This window comes from Anaeromyxobacter dehalogenans 2CP-C (genome assembly GCF_000013385.1).
GTDB classification, from domain to species: domain Bacteria; phylum Myxococcota; class Myxococcia; order Myxococcales; family Anaeromyxobacteraceae; genus Anaeromyxobacter; species Anaeromyxobacter dehalogenans_B.
In genome coordinates this window covers 4,146,445-4,162,967 of record NC_007760.1, presented here as the reverse complement: position 1 = coordinate 4,162,967, position 16,523 = coordinate 4,146,445, and the positions used below count along the sequence as shown (strand labels likewise).

Sequence of the window (16,523 nt, the reverse complement as noted above, 5' to 3'; positions counted from 1 at the left end):
TCATGAGCTTCATCAACTACAGCTCGCGCGAGATCAACTGCAAGATCGTCTACTACGGCCCCGGCCTGTGCGGGAAGACGACCAACCTCCAGTACGTCTACGCGAAGACCAACCCCGACGCGAAGGGGAAGATGATCTCGCTCGCCACCGAGACCGAGCGGACCCTCTTCTTCGACTTCCTCCCGCTGTCGCTGGGCGAGATCCGCGGCTTCAAGACCCGCTTCCACCTGTACACGGTGCCGGGCCAGGTGTTCTACGACGCCTCCCGCAAGCTGATCCTGAAGGGCGTGGACGGCGTGGTGTTCGTGGCCGACTCGCAGATCGAGCGCATGGAGGCGAACCTCGAGTCGGTCGAGAACCTCCGCGTGAACCTGGCCGAGCAGGGCTACGACCTGAACAAGATCCCGTACGTGGTGCAGTACAACAAGCGCGACCTGCCCAACACCGCCACCGTGGACGAGCTCCGCCGCCTGCTCAACCCGCGCGGCGTCCCGGAGTTCCAGGCGGTCGCCCCGACCGGCGTGGGCGTGTTCGACACGCTGAAGTCGGTCGCGAAGCTGGTGCTCACCGAGCTGAAGAAGGGCGGCTAGCCGGCTCCCCCGCGCGCCCGCGCGCAGCCGCCGGAGCGCCTCGCCGCGCGCGCCGGCCGTGCGCATCGTCCGTGCGCCCGCGCGGGCCGCTCGGACCCCTGCGGACTCGACTTTAGTTCTGGCGGTGCGCGCCGGGATGGCGTATTTCCTCGGGATTCCAACCGTTCGACCGGTCGACCACCGGCCCGCCCGGTTGGTTGCGAGTCCGAAGTGCGCCGCCCACGGCATGCGACGGGGCGAGCGAGACACTGGAACGAGGTGCTCAACATGACATCGAAGATCCGGATGGCGGCCCTCCTGCTCCTCGCGACCGCCTGCGCCACCGGCGGCGGCGCGGGCAAGGGGACCGCGGAACGCTTCAAGCAGGCCGACGAGAAGATGCCGACCGCGAGCGCGATCCAGGAGGACGCCGAGCGGGCCTTCTACTCCGACGTGCTCGACCACAAGCGGCGCGGCGACATCGCGGCCCAGGCCGGCAACATGGACCAGGCCCGCGCCGAGTGGGCCACCGCCGCCGAGGGCCTCGGCAACTTCAACGACCGCTTCGGCGCGAACGAGTACCAGATCCCCATCCGCTACAGCGCCGCCGAGCTGTTCATGCAGGCGCAGCAGTGGGAGAAGGCGGCGCAGGCGGCCGAGCGGACCTCGGCCGATCCGCACGCCGGCCCGAAGACCAAGGCGATCGCGGGCCACCTCGCGGCGCAGGCCTGGCTCATGGCCGCCAACGCGGACGTGAAGGCCGGCAAGCTCGAGCCCATCAAGCTGGCGTACGTCGAGCAGCGCAAGGGCGAGGCGCTGAAGCCCCGCACGCCGCCCGGCGCCTGGAAGCGCTTCGTGGACACGACCGACGTGTACCTCGCGAACATCGACGCCGACCCGGAGCAGCAGAAGCCCGCGGCCGAGCGGCGCCTGGTCGCCCCGCAGCAGCTCGCGCTCATCGCCGCCGAGGTGCAGTACGCGTTCGACAACATGGAGGAGGCGCGCCGCCGCTTCGAGGTGGTGCTGCAGCGCTGGCCCGACGACGCGGACGTGATCGAGGCGGCCGCGCCGCTCTACCTGCAGACGTTCGCGTTCGCGAAGGACGCCGCCGGGCACGAGGCCGCCGCGAAGCGCGTGCGCGACCTGGTGACCGCGCAGGCGCAGAAGCCCGGCCTCGATCCGAAGGCCAAGGCGTCGTACGAGAAGGTCCTCCAGGACCTCGGCCGCACCGAGGCCGGCGCCCGCTTCGCCGAGGCGCAGAAGCTGCTCGAGTCCGGCAAGCCGGCCGAGGCCGCCAAGGCGTTCGAGGCGCTCGCCGCCGATCCGTCGAGCGGCGACGTGGCCGGCGCGCTGCACAACGCCGCCATCGCCTGGGACAAGGCCGGCGACGGGGCCAAGGCGAGCGCGCTCCGCCAGCGCATCCTGAAGGAGTTCCCGGAGTCGAAGGTGGCGCCGCAGAACGCGCTGCTGCTCGCGGCCCAGCACTCGAAGAAGGGCGACCACGCCGGCGCGGCCCGCATGTACTCCGAGTTCGTGGAGAAGTGGCCGGGCGATCCGAACCGCTGCGTGGCGCTCCAGAACGTCGCGGCCGAGCTCGACACCGCCAAGAAGACCGCCGACGCGGCCGCTCGGTACCTGGTGTTCGGCAAGGACCCGACCTGCGCCAAGGGCGACCCGAACTTCGCCGCCCGCGCGCTCTACCGCGCCGGGACGCTGTTCTCGTTCGCGAAGAACAACGCCAAGGCCCAGGAGGCGTTCGCGGCCGCGGTCGCCGTGCAGGGCGTCACCGACACCGTGGCGAAGAGCCAGGTGGAGGACGCGAAGCGGCGCCTGAAGAAGTAGCGGCGCCGGGCGCGAGCCCGCGATGGACGCGGCCCGGACGGCGGACGAACCCGCCGGACCGGGCCGCACCTCTTCCGCCCTCCCGCATGGCCGACACGCTCTCCGCCGTCGCCGCCGAGGTCGTCCGCTGCCGCGCCTGCCCGCGCCTGGTCGCCTGGCGCGAGCAGGTGGCGCGCGAGAAGCGGCGCGCCTACCGCGACGAGGTCTACTGGGGCCGGCCCATCCCCGGCTTCGGCGACGCCCGCGCGCGCATCGCGCTGGTGGGGCTCGCGCCGGGCGCGCACGGCTCGAACCGCACCGGGCGCATGTTCACCGGCGATCGGTCCGGCGACTTCCTGTACGCGGCGCTCCACCGGGCCGGGCTCGCCAGCCAGCCCAGCTCGCGGGCGCGCGACGACGGCCTCGCGCTCGAGGGCGCCTGGATCACCTCCGCCTGCCGGTGCGCGCCGCCCGACAACCGGCCCACCCCCGACGAGCTGGAGCGCTGCGCGCCGTTCCTCGACCGCGAGCTCGCGCTGCTCGCCCCGCGGGTGCTCGTCGCGCTCGGGTCCGTCGGGTGGGACGCGATCCTGGCCGCGCTGCGCCGCGCCGGGCGCGAGCTCCCGCGCCCGCGGCCGCGCTTCGGGCACGGCGCCGAGCTGCGCCTGCCCGGGCTCCCGGCGGTGCTCGGCTGCTACCACCCCTCCCAGCAGAACACGCAGACCGGCCGGCTCACCCCGGCCATGATCGACGCGGTCCTCGCCCGCGCCGTCGCGCTGGCGCGCTGAGCGCCGGCGGCGGCCGGCCGCGCGCCGTCCGCGCCGGACGTTCCCCGGACCCGATCGCCGCTCGCCGCGCCTGCCGCGCGGCCCGGACCCGCGGATCCACGGGGCGCGGCGGGCGCCCGCCGCTGGCACGCGGGCTGCTGAACGCGCGTGCATGCTCGTGCGCGTGCGATCCGGGGCGGTGCTCGGCGTGAACGCCGTCCCGGTGGACGTCGAGATGGACGCGACGGTCGGGTTGCCCGGGTTCTACATCGTCGGGCTCGCGGCCGGGCCGGTGCGCGAGGCCGAGGTGCGGGTGCTCGCCGCCATCCGGAACCTCGGGGTGAAGCTCCCGTCGAAGCGGGTGACGGTTCGGAGAACCCTCCGCCGGCCTACGATCGCGTCGCGAGCCGGACCAGCACGCGCGAGGTGTCGCGCGCGGCGCGCGAGAGCGCGGCTTCGCCGCCGTCGTCCAGCGAGAGCGCGCCGCGCAGGTCGATCCGGCCGTCCGGGAAGACGCGGATGCCGGTCGCCGCGGTGCGCGGGAACAGGATCTCCACGAGCTGGCGCCAGTCCTGGTCGGTCGCGTCGGCGAGGCGCTCGCGGAGCGCGGCCACCTTCACCTCGAGCTCGGCCGCGACGGCGCTCCGCCGCTCGGCCGACTCGGCCCGCGCCCGGGCGGCGGCGAGCTCCTGCTCGGCACCGACCTGGTGCTCGAGCGCGGCCTGGCCGCAGGCGAGTACCGGCTGACCGGCACGCTCGGGGCGCGGCTCGAGGGGAGCGGCGCGCTGGTGACACGGCAGCTGTTCTCGGCGCCGGCGACGCTCGCCGCGCGGACGCCTCCCGCGGAGCCCTGCCAGGCGCACGAGGATCGCCCCAGCCGCTTCGGCGTGGTCTCGCCCTCGGGGTGGCTCGCCGGCGCCGTCGCCACGCGCCGCGTGAGCCTCTGGCGGTGGCAGGCGGAGGGCGTTGCCACCGTCGCCGGCGGGCCGGGCGGCGCGGTGCTGCTGGTCGGCGCGGCGTTCTAGCCGCGGCCGGTCCGCATCCGCGCGAGGCGCTCCTCGGCACGGGCGTCGGCGAGGTCCTCCTCAGCCGCGACCTGGCGCATCCGGGACCGGCGCCACGCCTTGAGCACGGCGTGCGCCGCCACGTAGAACGACACCCAGGTCAGCGCGAGCCCGACCGGGACCGCGAGGAGCAGGACGAGCGGGTCCACCTAGAGCACCGATCCGCGGTCGCACTCATGCGGCGGAACCTGCTCCTTCGTTTCCGCTAGCACGGTGAGGTCGCACATCTTGCACCGGAAGCCCTTGAGCGTCACCGATCCGCCCAGCGTCGGAACGTCCGTCCGCGTGAACATCTCCGCGACGTACCCGGCCACGATCAGCTTCTTCGAGTTCGACATGGTGATCTCCTCCTCCTGCGGGTGCGGACACGGATCCATGAGGGTCTGACAACCAGTGAGAACACCTAGAGTCGATCGCATGCCCGCCACAATCGCGTAGGCTGTCCTCGTGCCCTCCTGGTGGCGTTGCTCCGAGTGCCGGTGCCCGTGGACGACGGCCGACCGGCGCCGCCGGCGGGCCGGCCTCCCGCCGCTGACGATCGCGGCGAGGACCTGCTCCCCGACCTGCTCGAGGGCCCGTGCCCGCCGGCTCGCCGAGGCGCGCTGGGCGCGCGCGAAGCGCGTCCGGATCCGGGAGCCACGCGGGGCGGCGTGGAGCTGCTCCGAGTGCGGCGTCGGGTGGGGCGAGGCGCTCGAGCGGCGCCGCGCGCGCGGCCTGCGCGAGCTGATGCGGCGGCGCGCCCGGACCTGCTCGCCGGAGTGCGGGATCGCCCGGGCGCGCAGGCGGAACCTCGAGCGCCTCGGCGTCTCGCGCCGTTAGCGATATCGCCTGGAATCGGTCGATAAGTTTGAGAACGGATTACGCTGAGTGATAGGCGTAATTTATGCGACCCGGAAAGCTCTATTACGGCGACAACCTGCCAATGCTGCGCGAGTTCGTTCCGGATGAGTGCGTCGATCTCGTGTACCTCGACCCTCCCTTCAACTCCAACCAGGACTACAACGTGCTCTTCAAGGAGCACGACCTCTCGTCGTCAGTCGCGCAACTCCGAGCGTTTGAGGATTGCTGGCACTGGGACCAGCAGGCGCAGGAGACATACGAGGAGCTGACCGGGCCAGACTCCGTGAACCACGGTATCCCGCCTGCGGTGTCCGTGCTGATCGAAGCGTTCTACAAGGCGCTTCCGCAGAGAAGTGACATGGCGGCGTATCTGGTGATGATGGCGCCTCGGTTGATCGAGTTGCGGCGCGTGCTCGCACGGAGCGGCTCCATCTACTTGCACTGCGATCCGACCGCCAGCCACTATTTGAAACTGCTCATGGACGCCATCTTCGGTCCAGAGCAATTCCGAAACGAGATCATATGGAAGCGAACGCACAGCCACGGTGACCCGCGGCGAAACTTCGGTGCGGTAACCGACACCATCTTGTTCTACACGCGATCTCCCGAGTACCAGTTCCACTGTCAGTATCGCCCGTTCACGGCGGAGTACGCGGCGAAGCGCTTTAGCGGGAAGGACGAGGACGGTCGCGTCTGGCAGTCGGTCACGCTGCGGAGCCCGAAGCCGCGGCCGAACCTGCACTACGCGTATCACGCGAGCAACGGGGTGACGTACCAGCCGCATCGTAACGGGTGGTCCTGCGATCCGGAGAGGATGCGGCAGTACGACACCGCCGGGCGCCTCCATTTCCCGACGAAACGCGGCGGTCAACTTCGCCTGAAGATGTATCTCGATGAGTCGAAGGGCGTGAAGGTTCAAAGCCTCTGGGACGATATCCCTCCCGTGAACTCCCAGGCAGCGGAGCGACTGGGGTACCCGACACAAAAACCGCTCGCACTGCTCGAGCGCATCATCGCGACCTCCTCCTGTCCCGGCGACGTTGTGCTTGATCCTTTTTGCGGGTGCGGCACCGCGGTGGAAGCGGCTCAGCGCCTAGGCCGTGAATGGATCGGTATCGATGTGACGTACTTGGCGATCCGGGTGATCAGAGACCGGCTCGCGAGCGGGTTCCCTGGGATTCAGTACGAACTTGCTGGCGAGCCGCAGGACCTGGAGAGCGCCCGGGATCTGGCCGAGACGGATAAGTACCAATTCCAGTGGTGGGCCGTGCATCGGATCGGTGCGCACCCAGTAGGTGGTGTCCCGGGACGGCGCGAGGGCAGGCGCGGACGCGATCGCGGAATCGACGGGATGATCAAGTTCCGCGCTGACGGGCGAGTCTACGAAATTGTTGTCTCCGTGAAGGGCGGACGCACAGTTACGCCAGCCAACGTACGAGAACTTCACGGCACAGTTCAGCGAGAAAAGGCCGCGATGGGCGTGCTTGTCACGATGCAGGATCCGACGCAGGAGATGCGGGTCGAGGCGGCGCGTGCGGGCATGTGGAAAGACCCTCATACCGGGCGCAAGTACCCTCGGCTTCAGATCGTATCCGCGTCAGACATCTTTGCCGGGCGGCGGGTCGACTATCCCGGCGTCGAAATTACCGAAACCACGCCGCCCGCCGGTGGCACCTTGGTGCTGCCGGGCATGGCGCTACCCGCGCCGCCTCCGCGCCGAGGGGTGCTTGTTACCGTTCCTGAGCACTCGTCAGAAACGGCCACGCCCTTAATACGTGAACAGGCGGGACGACCGTCTGAGGAGGCCATCGGGCAGGCTCTGCGAACAAAGGGAAAGCGGTGAAGTGAACCTGCGCGCATGGAAGCGCGACCTACTGCACGACGCGCTGCGGGGTCGGGCGCCGCAATCACCCGGCCGCGATCTGCGGCAGGTGCCAGCGCGCGCGGGGCCGAAACGGTCCGGGGGGTGTGGCCGCTCAACGACCCGGCGCGCGAGGCGGACCGAGTGCAAAGGATCGCTTCCGCGCAGGGGTAGGCAACTGCTGTGCGGCGATGTGCGTGGCGTCGGCCCGTCGTGACCGAACCGACCATCAGGCGCGTCAGCGCCGGCAGCCCGCGGCACCCTTGCGCCGGTTCTCTCGCGTGGTGAGCCACTGCATGTTCGAGGCGGCGTCCGAGCCACCGCAGGCGAGCGGCGTCACGTGGTCCACCTCGTAGCCCGGGCACGCGCCCAAGCTGCGGCCCGTCGATGGGCAGGGGTGCGAACGCCGGAACGCGGCCTTCGCCGAGCTGCTCCGCTTGACCTTCCCGTGATGATCGCGCGGCGTGTACGAGGGCGTCGGCGTTCGCCGGTACGTCCGCGGCGGGTGGCTGCGGACGGCGCCCGAGCCCGGCGAGCTCCGGTAGTGCGGCGCGACGTACGTCCCGTTCTTCCGGTAGTAGCCGCGGACGTGGGTGCCCGCGTCAGCGGCCGTCGGCACCAGCAGCGGAGCAGCAGCGAGCGCGGCGACCAGCGCAACCGTGGTCCTGGTCATGGAGCCCCGGGAGAGTTGAACGTGGGGCCGAGTGGGGGTGACGTCTCGCTGTCGCGGCGTGTGCGTGGCGGTAGCAGCGTCTCCGCGCGGACCGTCAACCGTCTCACCCAGCGTCACCGCGACGTACCGTGAACAGGCGACAGCTGACGCTGTCGGGCGCACGGTCGGACACACATTGGGGTCACATCGCAGGGACTTCGCGTTCTGCCGTAGCCGAGAGACGTCATCGTTCCAGTGGAGACGTTTACTCCGAGAGCGGTTCGCCCGGTATATTGCCGCCGGATGTCGGCACCCTCTCGCCTAGCGGAGGACATGTGAAGATTCGGTATCTTGGATTCGCGCTCGAGGGTGAAGGGCCGCTGGGCCTTCCGGAGTTGACCACCTTCCTCCAGAAGGCTTCGCCAGCGCGGTTTGCGCTCTATGACCGGATCATCCGCGTAGCGAAGAAGGACGGCTATTTCGTTGGCCTAGTCCTGTCGACCAAGGATCAGCGGCAGGTGTGCGAACTCGCCAAGGAGAACCTGGTCATCGAAGTCAGAGAGGTCGCCGCTGGACGCGCCGTCATCGACTTCAACTTCTTCGTGATCAACGAGGCGACGCGTCGAGGTCTGTACCAGCACTACCATCAGTCGATGGGGGTTCGTAAGTTCGGCGAGTACCTCGACCATCACCTCAAGCAGCTGGTGCGGCGCGAGGTTGAGAGCGCGATCTCGGCAGCCGAGGCCAGCGGCGAGGTCACCGAGAAGAAGAAGAAGACCATTCGGGCGGGGCTGTCGAGCAGGCTGAAGCTGACCCAACTCGTTCGTAACGAGGACGTCCCCGAACTGGTCGAGGCGATGAGTCGTGTGAAGCGGCTCCGCATTGACTTCGGCGCTCTAAAGGCTCAGCAAGCGCCCTTGTTTGCTCCTGTCATGAAGGACCTCATCACGCTCGCGCGAGAGGAGTACGTCTTCGACCGAGACAAGAGCCAGAGCAAGGTGAAGGCTGCGGTACTCTCCGTGTTGAAGGGTTTGTCCGACGCGAAGGGTAGAATCGTGGGCGACGACGAAGATGGACACGAGCAGATCATCAACCTGCTGAACAACTACGAGAAGTTCGGCGACGTCGAGTTCGGCCAAGCAGCTAAGACGATGAACCTGAAGGTCGAAGAGTTTGCGAAGTCGGCGATGATCAAGGCGCTGTTGGACGCGGCGAAGAAGAACAAGGACATCTTTGAGGTGCAGTGATGCGGTCCCTGTTCGTCTGGGTGTTCGTCTTTGGCGTGTTTGCGGTGGGCGCTCTGCCGGCGGCAGTCGCCGCGTGGTGGTTCCATCACGCTCTGCCGGCGCCTGGTTCTGGGCAAGTTGACCCAGTCTTCGAGTTCTTTACGAAGAACATGCGCGGTAGCTTCTTCGCCGGATTCCTAACAATCGGCGGCTTCATGCTGTCGCTGAAGACGTTCGTGCTCGTGAAGATGAAGGAGGGGCTGTACGACTCCGCCGCCTACAAGGAGCACGCGGAACGGGCTCGAGCGTTCGGACACACCGAGTCACACTACGCACCGCTGAGGCGGCTAAGTCATCTCTTGTTCTTCTCCATCCTTGCCGCTCTTGTAACGTCAGCGCTTCAGTTGACGGTTGGGCTTATCCCGCGCTGGTGGGCGGCGGCAGCGTGCCTGTCGTTCGCGGGTGGCACTATCGTTCTGCTCCTAGTGTCGCTCCTACAGATCAAGCAGAACCTCGATGTGTGGTTCACGTCCCTCGACGAGGATGCTGGCAAGCAGTCTGCGACCAGGCCACAGTAGTTCGTGCTGGTTTCCCCGCCGGGTCCCGTGCAGCGGGAACGAATACTCGCCAGGGACACATCGACATGACTAGGACGTCGCGACGTCTTGTGAAGGCACTCGCCTCCGGGCGTCGATGACGCACTGCAAGAGACTGAGCACCATCGCATCGACCGTAGCGCCAGTCATCAGCGAATCTGCGATGGATGTGGCCACGTCCGCGACCACGAAGTCGACGCGCTCACGGCCAACGCAGTCGTAGCGGTCGTCGCTAGAAGGCAGAGGAATCCCGCCATCGCGGCGCAGGCCTCGCGAAGCTGCTCCGCGAAGGCGGTACGCTTCCATCTCCGACGCCGGGCTGGTGGGCGGCAGCAGCGCGCCGCGGCCCGGCGAGATCTCCCTCGCGCACCACGGGGTCCTGTTCCTCGACGAGCTCCCCGAGTTCCGGCGGCACGTGCTCGAGGCGATGCGCCAGCCGCTGGAGGACGGGGAGGTGTGCATCGCGCGCGCGGGACGCTCGGTCACCTACCCGTCGCAGGTGATGCTGGTGGCGGCGATGAACCCGTGCCCGTGTGGCCACCACGGCGATCGCACCCGCGCCTGCCACTGCACCGCGCACGAGCTGGTGACGTACCGGCGCCGGATCTCCGGCCCGCTGCTCGACCGCATCGACCTGCACGTGGACGTGCCGGCGGTGCCGCCCGCGCTCCTGTCCGGCGGCGCGCCCGGGGTGCCGAGCGCCGAGGTGCGGGCGCGCGTGGCGCGGGCCCGCGAGCGGCAGGCGGCGCGGGCCGGCCCCCGCACCGCGCCGGTGAACGCGCGGCTGCGCGGCGCGGCGCTGCGCCGGATCTGCGCGCCGGACGCGGCGGGGCGGCGCCTGCTCGACGACGCGGTGGCGCGGCTCGGGCTGTCCGCCCGGGCGCACGACAAGGTGCTGCGGGTGGCGCGCACCATCGCCGACCTGGAGGGCGACGAGGCCGTGAAGGCGGCGCACGTGGCCGAGGCGATCCAGTACCGCGCGCTGGACCGCCCGCTCCTGTGATCCACGCCGCCCGCGGGCGGCACCACCCCAGCCGCCGGCGGGAGAAGCGAGGCAGGACGTGAGCAAGCTGAGCGAGAAGTGGAAGGCGCTGGGCCATGCCGTGGCCGGCATCGAGAAGCAGTTCGGGAAGGGCAGCACGGATTCCCGCGCGCGGGTTCCCGCTCCGGCTGGTCGTTCCACGCTCGGCGCCATGAAGGCGAAGAAGACCGAGCTGGTGTTCCCGACGGCGCTGCCCACGACGGCGCCGTCGGCGGTGAACGTCGCACGCTGGGAGCAGAGGAGCTGTGGGAGATCGCGGCCGACCTCTGCCGCGGGCGCGACCCGCACCAGGTGCTCTGGGCGCTGCTTGTCGGGCGCGCCGACACGAGCCCAGACGGCACCATCACCCTGCGTGATGAAGTCGACCGAAGCGGGGCTAAAATCTGCAGCAGTTCGATGGACTTACGGCGCCGCCCTCCCTCGATGTCAGACCATCGTGGTTAGATGTGAACCAGCCAGTGTACCTGGCGCGCAGGTGCTCGGAGTGTCCAGGAGTCCGGTAACGAGTTACGTCCGCGACAACATGCCGCGGTCCTGCGCAACCTCTTGACGGCAGAGGGGTTTTCGAGCTGGACGTGTTACGCGGAACGTTTCTCAGATTGACTGTAACGTTACGGGGCTTAGTATTGACTTCACCATGGGGCGACGTGAGCAGGTCATCGAGTTGTCGATGCAGATCGCGAAGGCGCGAGACGAGGTGGCGCGACTGGAGCGTCAACTCGACGCGCTGCTCCACGGCGAAGATCGGGCTCAGGAGCCCGCTGTCGTGTCCAAGGAGCTTCCCGCACTCTCGGCGCGAGACGTGGAGGTGCTCTACCATCCATCTCGTGCGTTCGGAGGTGGTGCTGCCCGGGAGGTCTCCGTCGCGACCCAGATCGTCAAACTCTTGGACGAGCACCCTGACGAAACCTTCTCGCCGTCTACGATCGCACGCGCGCTGGGACTCCCGCGCGCCGGCTCCGCCGTGCGAGTTGCGCTGCACCGGCTCCGACAGGACGGGAGCATCTTGTCCCATGGTCGCGGCGAATTCTGCTCGCGGCAACATCAGTGCGAGGTGGTGATGAAGAGGAACTAGTAGCAGGGAAGACGGTGAGGGCCCGCGGTTGCAGCCGCAGGCCCTCGGAGACATCAGCAGCCCAGTCTCGATCCGACGACGTGGGGTGAACGGGCGGAATTTCGTACTTTCCGCCTTCCTCGTCAAGGACCCCGGAACAAGCGGCTGCCTGGAACGGCACGGACACTGGCCTGCCGAGAACGGGAAGACTGCGCGTTTCGCCTGAATCGACCGCAGGCGCGAACACTTAGTCCCGCGGCCGAAATCCGGTGTGGGCCCACCCGCGCATTTCGCGCTGGGTGTAAGCCGCGCACCAGCGTCCTTGATGAGGAGAGTAGCTTATGGAAGCAGATCAGAAGTTCAACATGGAGTTCTCCGAGCAGCACTACGTCCCGGTCCTGAAGTGGAAGCGCGGGGAGGCGCGCGCGTTGAAGGACCTCGACCCCGCCGTGAAGGCGGCCTGCACGCCCTTGGTCGAGGTCGTTCCCGTCCCCACCGACCCCGAGACCGGCGCCGCCAAGAAGACCTTGTCCAAGCACCTGGACGACGCCATCGCGGAGATGAAGTCGAGTTGGGGCACGGCCCACCCCATCTTCGTGGACATCCGCCTCCTGCCGCCGAACCAGGCGACGGGGGCCACGCTCACCGGGCTCTTCGACCGGCTCCGTGCGGCGGCCATCCTCGCCATCCCGGTCATCTCGACCGGCGCGACCCAGGACATCCTCCAGGCCGCGGCCGGCATCCACAAGAAGGACCGGCGGGGCGTCTGCCTGCGGGAGGGCCTCGACGCGGTGATGGCGCCCGCGTTCCCGGTGGCCGTGAGCAAGGCGCTGCTGGCCACCGGCGTCACGCAGAAGACGGCTGACGTCGTCATCGACATGCAGGACGTGTCGGCCAACAAGACGACCGTGAACGCCGCGTTGGCGGCGAGCGCCATCGGCAAGGTCCCGAACCTGAAGGCGTGGCGGACGTTCACCATCGTCGCCACGGCGTTCCCGTTGAACCTGAGCGGCATCGCACCCGGGGTCCACACGCTGCCTCGCGCGGAGTGGGCGCTCTGGAAGGCCCTCGGCTCCCTCCCGAGACGGCCCACCTACGGCGACTACGCCGTCGCGCACTGGGACCTCCAGGAGCTGGACCCGCGCGTCATCCTCATCAGCGCCAGCATCCGGTACACGAGCGATGACGAGTGGGTCATCTTCCGCGGCCGGAACGTCAAGAACTACGGCTTCGGCCAGTTCACCGCGCTGAGCAAGCTGGTGGTCAAGCACCCGGCGTACTGCGGGTCGGCGTTCAGCGCGGGCGACGACTACATCGCGGCGTGCGCCAGCGGGACCGTCGGGTCGGGCAACCACGAGACGTGGCGGCGGGTCGCGACCAACCACCACATCACGTTCGTGGTGGACCAGCTCTCCAAGCTGGCCCTCGGCGCTTCAGTGCCCGCCGCACCCGCGAGCGGAGCTGCGTCGAACTAAGGCGCTCCACGAGGGCGCCGTAGAGAGCGCGGCGGGGCTTGCCTCTGAGCCCTGCCGCGCAGCCCATCTCCTCCAAGATGGCCAGGGCCTCGTCGCGCCACAGCAGCATCGCGACGGCCTTCAGGTCGAGGTTCCGGTTCGACCGGGCGCGCCGGACGGACCGGAGCCTTACCTGCCCGGGCGCGACCTCGATGGCCTCACAGAGCCCCCACCAGTCCGGCACCTGCCGCTCTGCAGCCGCGAGGTGGCGGCCGGCGACCAGGGTGACTCGGTCGAGGACGCGGCCGTACATCTCGGCCTGCACGGGAAGCCGGTCGAGCGTGTCCGAGTCGCTCTTGATCTCGTAGCCGTGGATGGTCCCGTTCACGACCGCGACGTCCACGCGGACCACGCCCCAGTTCAACCCGAACTCGTCGATGACGATCGTCTCCGGGTCGTCGCGATGCCGCGCGAGTACCGTCTCATGTAGCGCAAGGCGAACGTCGAGGTCGCGCACGGTGCGCATCCTAACGCGCCGTCTCGAAGCGAGCCAACCCGACGACGCTTCTAGCCGGCCGGCGGAGCGATCCTCTCCCGCTGGTCGTCCAGCGCCGCGGCCGGGGCTGCGGCTACACCGACGTCGGGACGGCGCGCCCAGCCAGCTTCGCGAGCAGCCAGGGCACCCCGATCGCGATGATGACGAGGAGGGCCGCGACGGAGAGCGCACCCGCCACCGCCGCGTCATGCCGGCGCTGCTCGCGCGAGGGCGGCAGCGCCTTCACGCCGTTGCGGTCGCGGTACGCGCGGGCGGTGAGATCCTGCCGCTCGCGGTTGCATCTCGTGTGCGCGGGCCGGAGGTTGTCCAGGCGATCCGTGCCGCCGTTCGCTCGGGCGCCGGCCGCAAGGGAGCGCAGGCGCGCTGGGGGAAGGGCCAGAACGACGGAGGTGCATCGTGACGATCGCGACCGCCCCGAGCACGGGGCCGAGGTTCATAGAGCTGATCAGGGTGTCCACCTCCGCTCAGGCGGACCGAGACACGCCCGAGGACCAGCGCGCCGCCTTGAAGCGCCTGCGTCTCTCCCGGCCCGGGATGCTCGTGGAGACGATCGAGTTCGCCGTGAGCGGCGCCAAGGCCACCGCGGACAGGCCGGACATCCGGCGGCTCGCCCAGCTCGCGGACGAAGTCGGCTTCGATGAGGTGCGGGTCCGGCATCTCGATCGCCTGACTCGGCACGCCGACCCCGACGAGCAGGAGGCTGTCTTCGGCATCATCCGCCGCGCCCACGCTGTCATCGTGGAGGCCGATGGATCCATCACGGACCCGCGCACGATGACCGGCCGGATCTTGGCCATCGTCCGGGCAGAGGGCGCAGCGGAGGAGCGCCGGAAGATCGTGGAGCGTACGGTGGCCGGGAAGCGGCGGGCAGCGCAGGAGGGGCGCCTCATCATCGGGTTTCCGCCGTACGGCCGGCGCTTCGACAAGATGCACGGGTGGACGCTCGACCCGGAGCGCGCCGAGGTCTAGCGGTCGATCTTCGAGATGTGCCTCGCCGGCATGTCGCTCAGGGAGATCGCGGAGGTGCTCAACGCGAAGGGGATCCCGAGCCCGCTGGGCAGAGGGGATCGGCGGTGGCTGAAGCGCACGGTGGCGCATCTCATCCACTCGCCGGGCGCGGTGGGGCGCTACACGACGTACGGCGCCACGACCCAGCTCGAACCCATCGTGGATCAGGTGACGCAGCGGCGGGCCATCGCCCAGCTCACGCTGAACAACAAGCTCTCGGGTCCGCGGCCGAAGGTGTTCACCCTGCTGCGCAAGCTCGCCTCGTGTGGCGAGTGCGGCACGCGCATCTACGCAGCGTTGTCGGGTGGCGGAGACGGGCGCCGGGAGCGGAAGTACTTCTGCCCGCGCGGGTGCGGGCGGGGGAAGCCGCGCATCGCTGTCGCGGACGTGGACGCGCGACTCGTGGCCTCGCTGACCAGGGCCTTCTCCGATCCGAGGATCGTGCGGGAGGGGCTGCGGAGGCAGGCCGAGGCGGAGCGCTCGCGAGCCGGGCGTGACGATGCGAAGCAGGAGGTCGCCGCCGCCGAGAAGAAGCTCCGCACCCTGGACCGGCAGGAGCGGACGCTCGTCCACATGCGGACGCTCGGGCAGGTGCGCGAGCGCATCTTCGAGGCGGAGTTGAAGGGCATCCGGGCGCAGCAGAACGCGGCGGAGGCGGCTCGGGACGCTGCCCACGCGCGGATGGCCGCGGCCGAGGCGGCACCGATCAACGAGGAGGAGATGGAACAGACGGTCGAGAAGATCCGCGAGGGCCTCTCGTACGGCTGGCCGGACAGCGCCTTCGGTGCCCCCCGTGACGCAGAGGAGGCCGCCGTCTACGAGAACGTCAAGGCGTCGTGGCGCAGGATCCTGGAGTGGCTCGTGGGGCCGGGCGGCGAGATCCTCCTCTTCCCGGACGGTTGGCTGGAGGTGAACGGCGTGGTGACGTCGGGTGGCCCGAGCGGCGGCGGAGGCGGAGCGATCGGACGCGGTGATCCGTTCAGAGCTTCGGGAAGGGCAGCATCATGCGGCTGGGGGAGGCGGAGGAGCCGGCGGCGATGCCGGTGGTGCCGAGCGGCTCCATCGGGCTCGACCTGGCGCTCGGCGTGGGCGGGCTCCCTCGCGGCCGCGTGGTGGAGATCTTCGGGCCGGAGTCGTCGGGCAAGACCACGCTCGCGCTGCACGCCATCGCCGAGGCGCAGAAGGCGGGCGGGGTGGCCGCCTTCATCGACGCCGAGCACGCGCTCGACGTGGGCTACGCGCGGAAGCTGGGCGTGAACCTGGGCGAGCTGCTCGTGTCGCAGCCGGACACCGGCGAGCAGGCGCTGGAGATCGCCGAGCAGCTGGTCCGCTCCGGCGCCTGCGACGTCATCGTGGTGGACTCGGTGGCGGCGCTCGTCCCGAAGGCCGAGATCGAGGGCGAGATGGGCGACTCGCACATGGGCGTGCAGGCGCGGCTCATGAGCCAGGCCCTCCGCAAGCTCACCGGCGTCGTGTCGCGCAACCAGACCATCGTCGTCTTCATCAACCAGATCCGGATGAAGATCGGCGTGGTGTTCGGGAACCCGGAGACCACCACCGGGGGCCACGCGCTCAAGTTCTACGCCTCGGTGCGCATGGACATCCGGCGCATCGGCCAGGTGAAGGAGGGCGACGCGGTGGTGGGGAGCCGCACACGGGTGAAGGTGGTGAAGAACAAGGTCTCGCCCCCGTTCCGCGAGGCCGAGTTCGACATCCGCTACGGCGTGGGCGTGGACCGCTTCGCCGAGGCGGTGGACCTCGGGGTCGAGCGCGGCGCGGTGGAGAGGTCCGGCGCCCACTTCTCGTTCGAGGGCGAGCGGATCGGGCAGGGCCGCGAGCGCGCCGCGGAGTGGCTGCGCGCGAACCCGGCCGCGCTCGAGCGGCTGGTGGAGCGGATCAAGGCGCCCGGGGCGCCGACCCCGCTCGCGGTCGTGGCCGCCGAAGCGGCGGGGTAGGGGCCCGCGGCGCGCGGTGGGCGGCGGCGGGCAGGCGGGAGCGGGCGGTCGGGCCCGC

Annotated in this window: 17 protein-coding genes and 3 pseudogenes; 14 read left to right on the top strand and 6 right to left on the bottom strand. The window is 69.7% G+C overall.

The annotated features are described in order from the left end of the window. The first annotated feature begins 2 nt into the window (after positions 1–2). The 4 genes and pseudogenes from ADEH_RS18780 to ADEH_RS23730 form a co-directional block, all read left to right on the top strand. Positions 3–590 (top strand): GTP-binding protein, encoded by a 588-nt coding sequence (locus ADEH_RS18780; protein WP_011422681.1) that lies wholly within the window; start codon positions 3–5, stop codon positions 588–590. Between the two features lie 267 nt (positions 591–857). Continuing rightward, positions 858–2,411: a tetratricopeptide repeat protein gene (locus ADEH_RS18775; protein WP_041453694.1), complete on the top strand. Its 1,554-nt coding sequence runs from the start codon at positions 858–860 to the stop codon at positions 2,409–2,411. 86 nt (positions 2,412–2,497) lie between these two features. After that, positions 2,498–3,178 (top strand): uracil-DNA glycosylase, encoded by a 681-nt coding sequence (locus tag ADEH_RS18770; protein WP_011422679.1) that lies wholly within the window; start codon positions 2,498–2,500, stop codon positions 3,176–3,178. A gap of 151 nt (positions 3,179–3,329) precedes the next feature. Continuing rightward, positions 3,330–3,515 (top strand): annotated as a pseudogene (locus ADEH_RS23730) (magnesium chelatase domain-containing protein); the annotation flags it as partial. 31 nt (positions 3,516–3,546) lie between these two features. On the opposite strand, the gene ADEH_RS18765 reads toward ADEH_RS23730, so the two are convergent. Beyond that, positions 3,547–3,771, bottom strand: coding sequence for a hypothetical protein (locus tag ADEH_RS18765; protein WP_015934853.1), 225 nt, complete (start codon positions 3,769–3,771; stop codon positions 3,547–3,549). A gap of 93 nt (positions 3,772–3,864) precedes the next feature. On the opposite strand from ADEH_RS18765, the gene ADEH_RS18760 reads away from it, so the two are divergent. Then, positions 3,865–4,182, top strand: coding sequence for a hypothetical protein (locus tag ADEH_RS18760; RefSeq protein ID WP_015934852.1), 318 nt, complete (start codon positions 3,865–3,867; stop codon positions 4,180–4,182). On the opposite strand, the gene ADEH_RS18755 is transcribed toward ADEH_RS18760, so the two are convergent. Next, entirely contained in the window at positions 4,179–4,370 is a 192-nt protein-coding gene (locus ADEH_RS18755; RefSeq protein ID WP_015934851.1) for a hypothetical protein, read from the bottom strand. The genes ADEH_RS18760 and ADEH_RS18755 overlap by 4 nt on opposite strands. After that, positions 4,371–4,598 carry a hypothetical protein gene (locus ADEH_RS18750; protein WP_232287336.1) on the bottom strand — a complete coding sequence of 76 codons (228 nt, stop codon included), beginning with the start codon at positions 4,596–4,598 and terminating at the stop codon, positions 4,371–4,373. Between the two features lie 506 nt (positions 4,599–5,104). Between ADEH_RS18750 and ADEH_RS18740 the strand changes: the two genes are divergently transcribed. Beyond that, on the top strand, positions 5,105–6,904 hold the full coding sequence (locus tag ADEH_RS18740; protein ID WP_011422676.1) for a DNA methyltransferase: 1,800 nt from the start codon (positions 5,105–5,107) through the stop codon (positions 6,902–6,904). Between the two features lie 256 nt (positions 6,905–7,160). On the opposite strand, the gene ADEH_RS18735 is transcribed toward ADEH_RS18740, so the two are convergent. Further along, positions 7,161–7,595, bottom strand: a complete 435-nt coding sequence (locus ADEH_RS18735; RefSeq protein WP_011422675.1) for an HNH endonuclease signature motif containing protein — start codon at positions 7,593–7,595, stop codon at positions 7,161–7,163. A gap of 314 nt (positions 7,596–7,909) precedes the next feature. On the opposite strand from ADEH_RS18735, the gene ADEH_RS18730 reads away from it, so the two are divergent. From ADEH_RS18730 to ADEH_RS18710, 5 genes are all read left to right on the top strand, one after another. Continuing rightward, complete coding sequence (locus ADEH_RS18730; protein WP_011422674.1) at positions 7,910–8,821, top strand: hypothetical protein; 912 nt, start codon at positions 7,910–7,912, stop codon at positions 8,819–8,821. After that, positions 8,821–9,378 (top strand): hypothetical protein, encoded by a 558-nt coding sequence (locus ADEH_RS18725; RefSeq protein WP_011422673.1) that lies wholly within the window; start codon positions 8,821–8,823, stop codon positions 9,376–9,378. The genes ADEH_RS18730 and ADEH_RS18725 overlap by 1 nt, the downstream gene beginning before the upstream one ends. A 265-nt stretch (positions 9,379–9,643) precedes the next feature. Further along, the gene (locus ADEH_RS18720; protein ID WP_269529118.1) at positions 9,644–10,399 is read left to right on the top strand and encodes an ATP-binding protein; all 756 of its coding nucleotides are present in this window, start codon (positions 9,644–9,646) and stop codon (positions 10,397–10,399) included. A gap of 709 nt (positions 10,400–11,108) precedes the next feature. Continuing rightward, entirely contained in the window at positions 11,109–11,513 is a 405-nt protein-coding gene (locus tag ADEH_RS18715; protein WP_232287335.1) for a hypothetical protein, read from the top strand. Between the two features lie 320 nt (positions 11,514–11,833). After that, a complete protein-coding gene (locus ADEH_RS18710) occupies positions 11,834–12,967 on the top strand; it encodes a beta family protein (protein WP_011422669.1) in 1,134 nt (377 codons plus the stop codon). Here ADEH_RS18710 and ADEH_RS18705 read toward each other — a convergent pair. Both ADEH_RS18705 and ADEH_RS23345 read right to left on the bottom strand, forming a co-directional pair. Then, positions 12,882–13,472: a sce7726 family protein gene (locus ADEH_RS18705; protein WP_015934847.1), complete on the bottom strand. Its 591-nt coding sequence runs from the start codon at positions 13,470–13,472 to the stop codon at positions 12,882–12,884. The genes ADEH_RS18710 and ADEH_RS18705 overlap by 86 nt on opposite strands. Before the next feature lie 103 nt (positions 13,473–13,575). Next, positions 13,576–13,728, bottom strand: a complete 153-nt coding sequence (locus ADEH_RS23345) for a hypothetical protein (RefSeq protein ID WP_198133801.1) — start codon at positions 13,726–13,728, stop codon at positions 13,576–13,578. Positions 13,729–13,898: 170 nt separating this feature from the next. On the opposite strand from ADEH_RS23345, the gene ADEH_RS18700 reads away from it, so the two are divergent. The 3 genes and pseudogenes from ADEH_RS18700 to recA form a co-directional block, all read left to right on the top strand. Next, entirely contained in the window at positions 13,899–14,471 is a 573-nt protein-coding gene (locus ADEH_RS18700; protein ID WP_011422666.1) for a recombinase family protein, read from the top strand. A gap of 6 nt (positions 14,472–14,477) precedes the next feature. Then, positions 14,478–14,639: pseudogene (locus ADEH_RS23810) on the top strand (recombinase family protein); the annotation flags it as partial. An 851-nt stretch (positions 14,640–15,490) separates the two neighbouring features. Further along, positions 15,491–16,465 (top strand): annotated as a pseudogene (gene recA, locus ADEH_RS18690) (recombinase RecA); the annotation flags it as partial. Between the last annotated feature and the right edge of the window lie 58 nt (positions 16,466–16,523).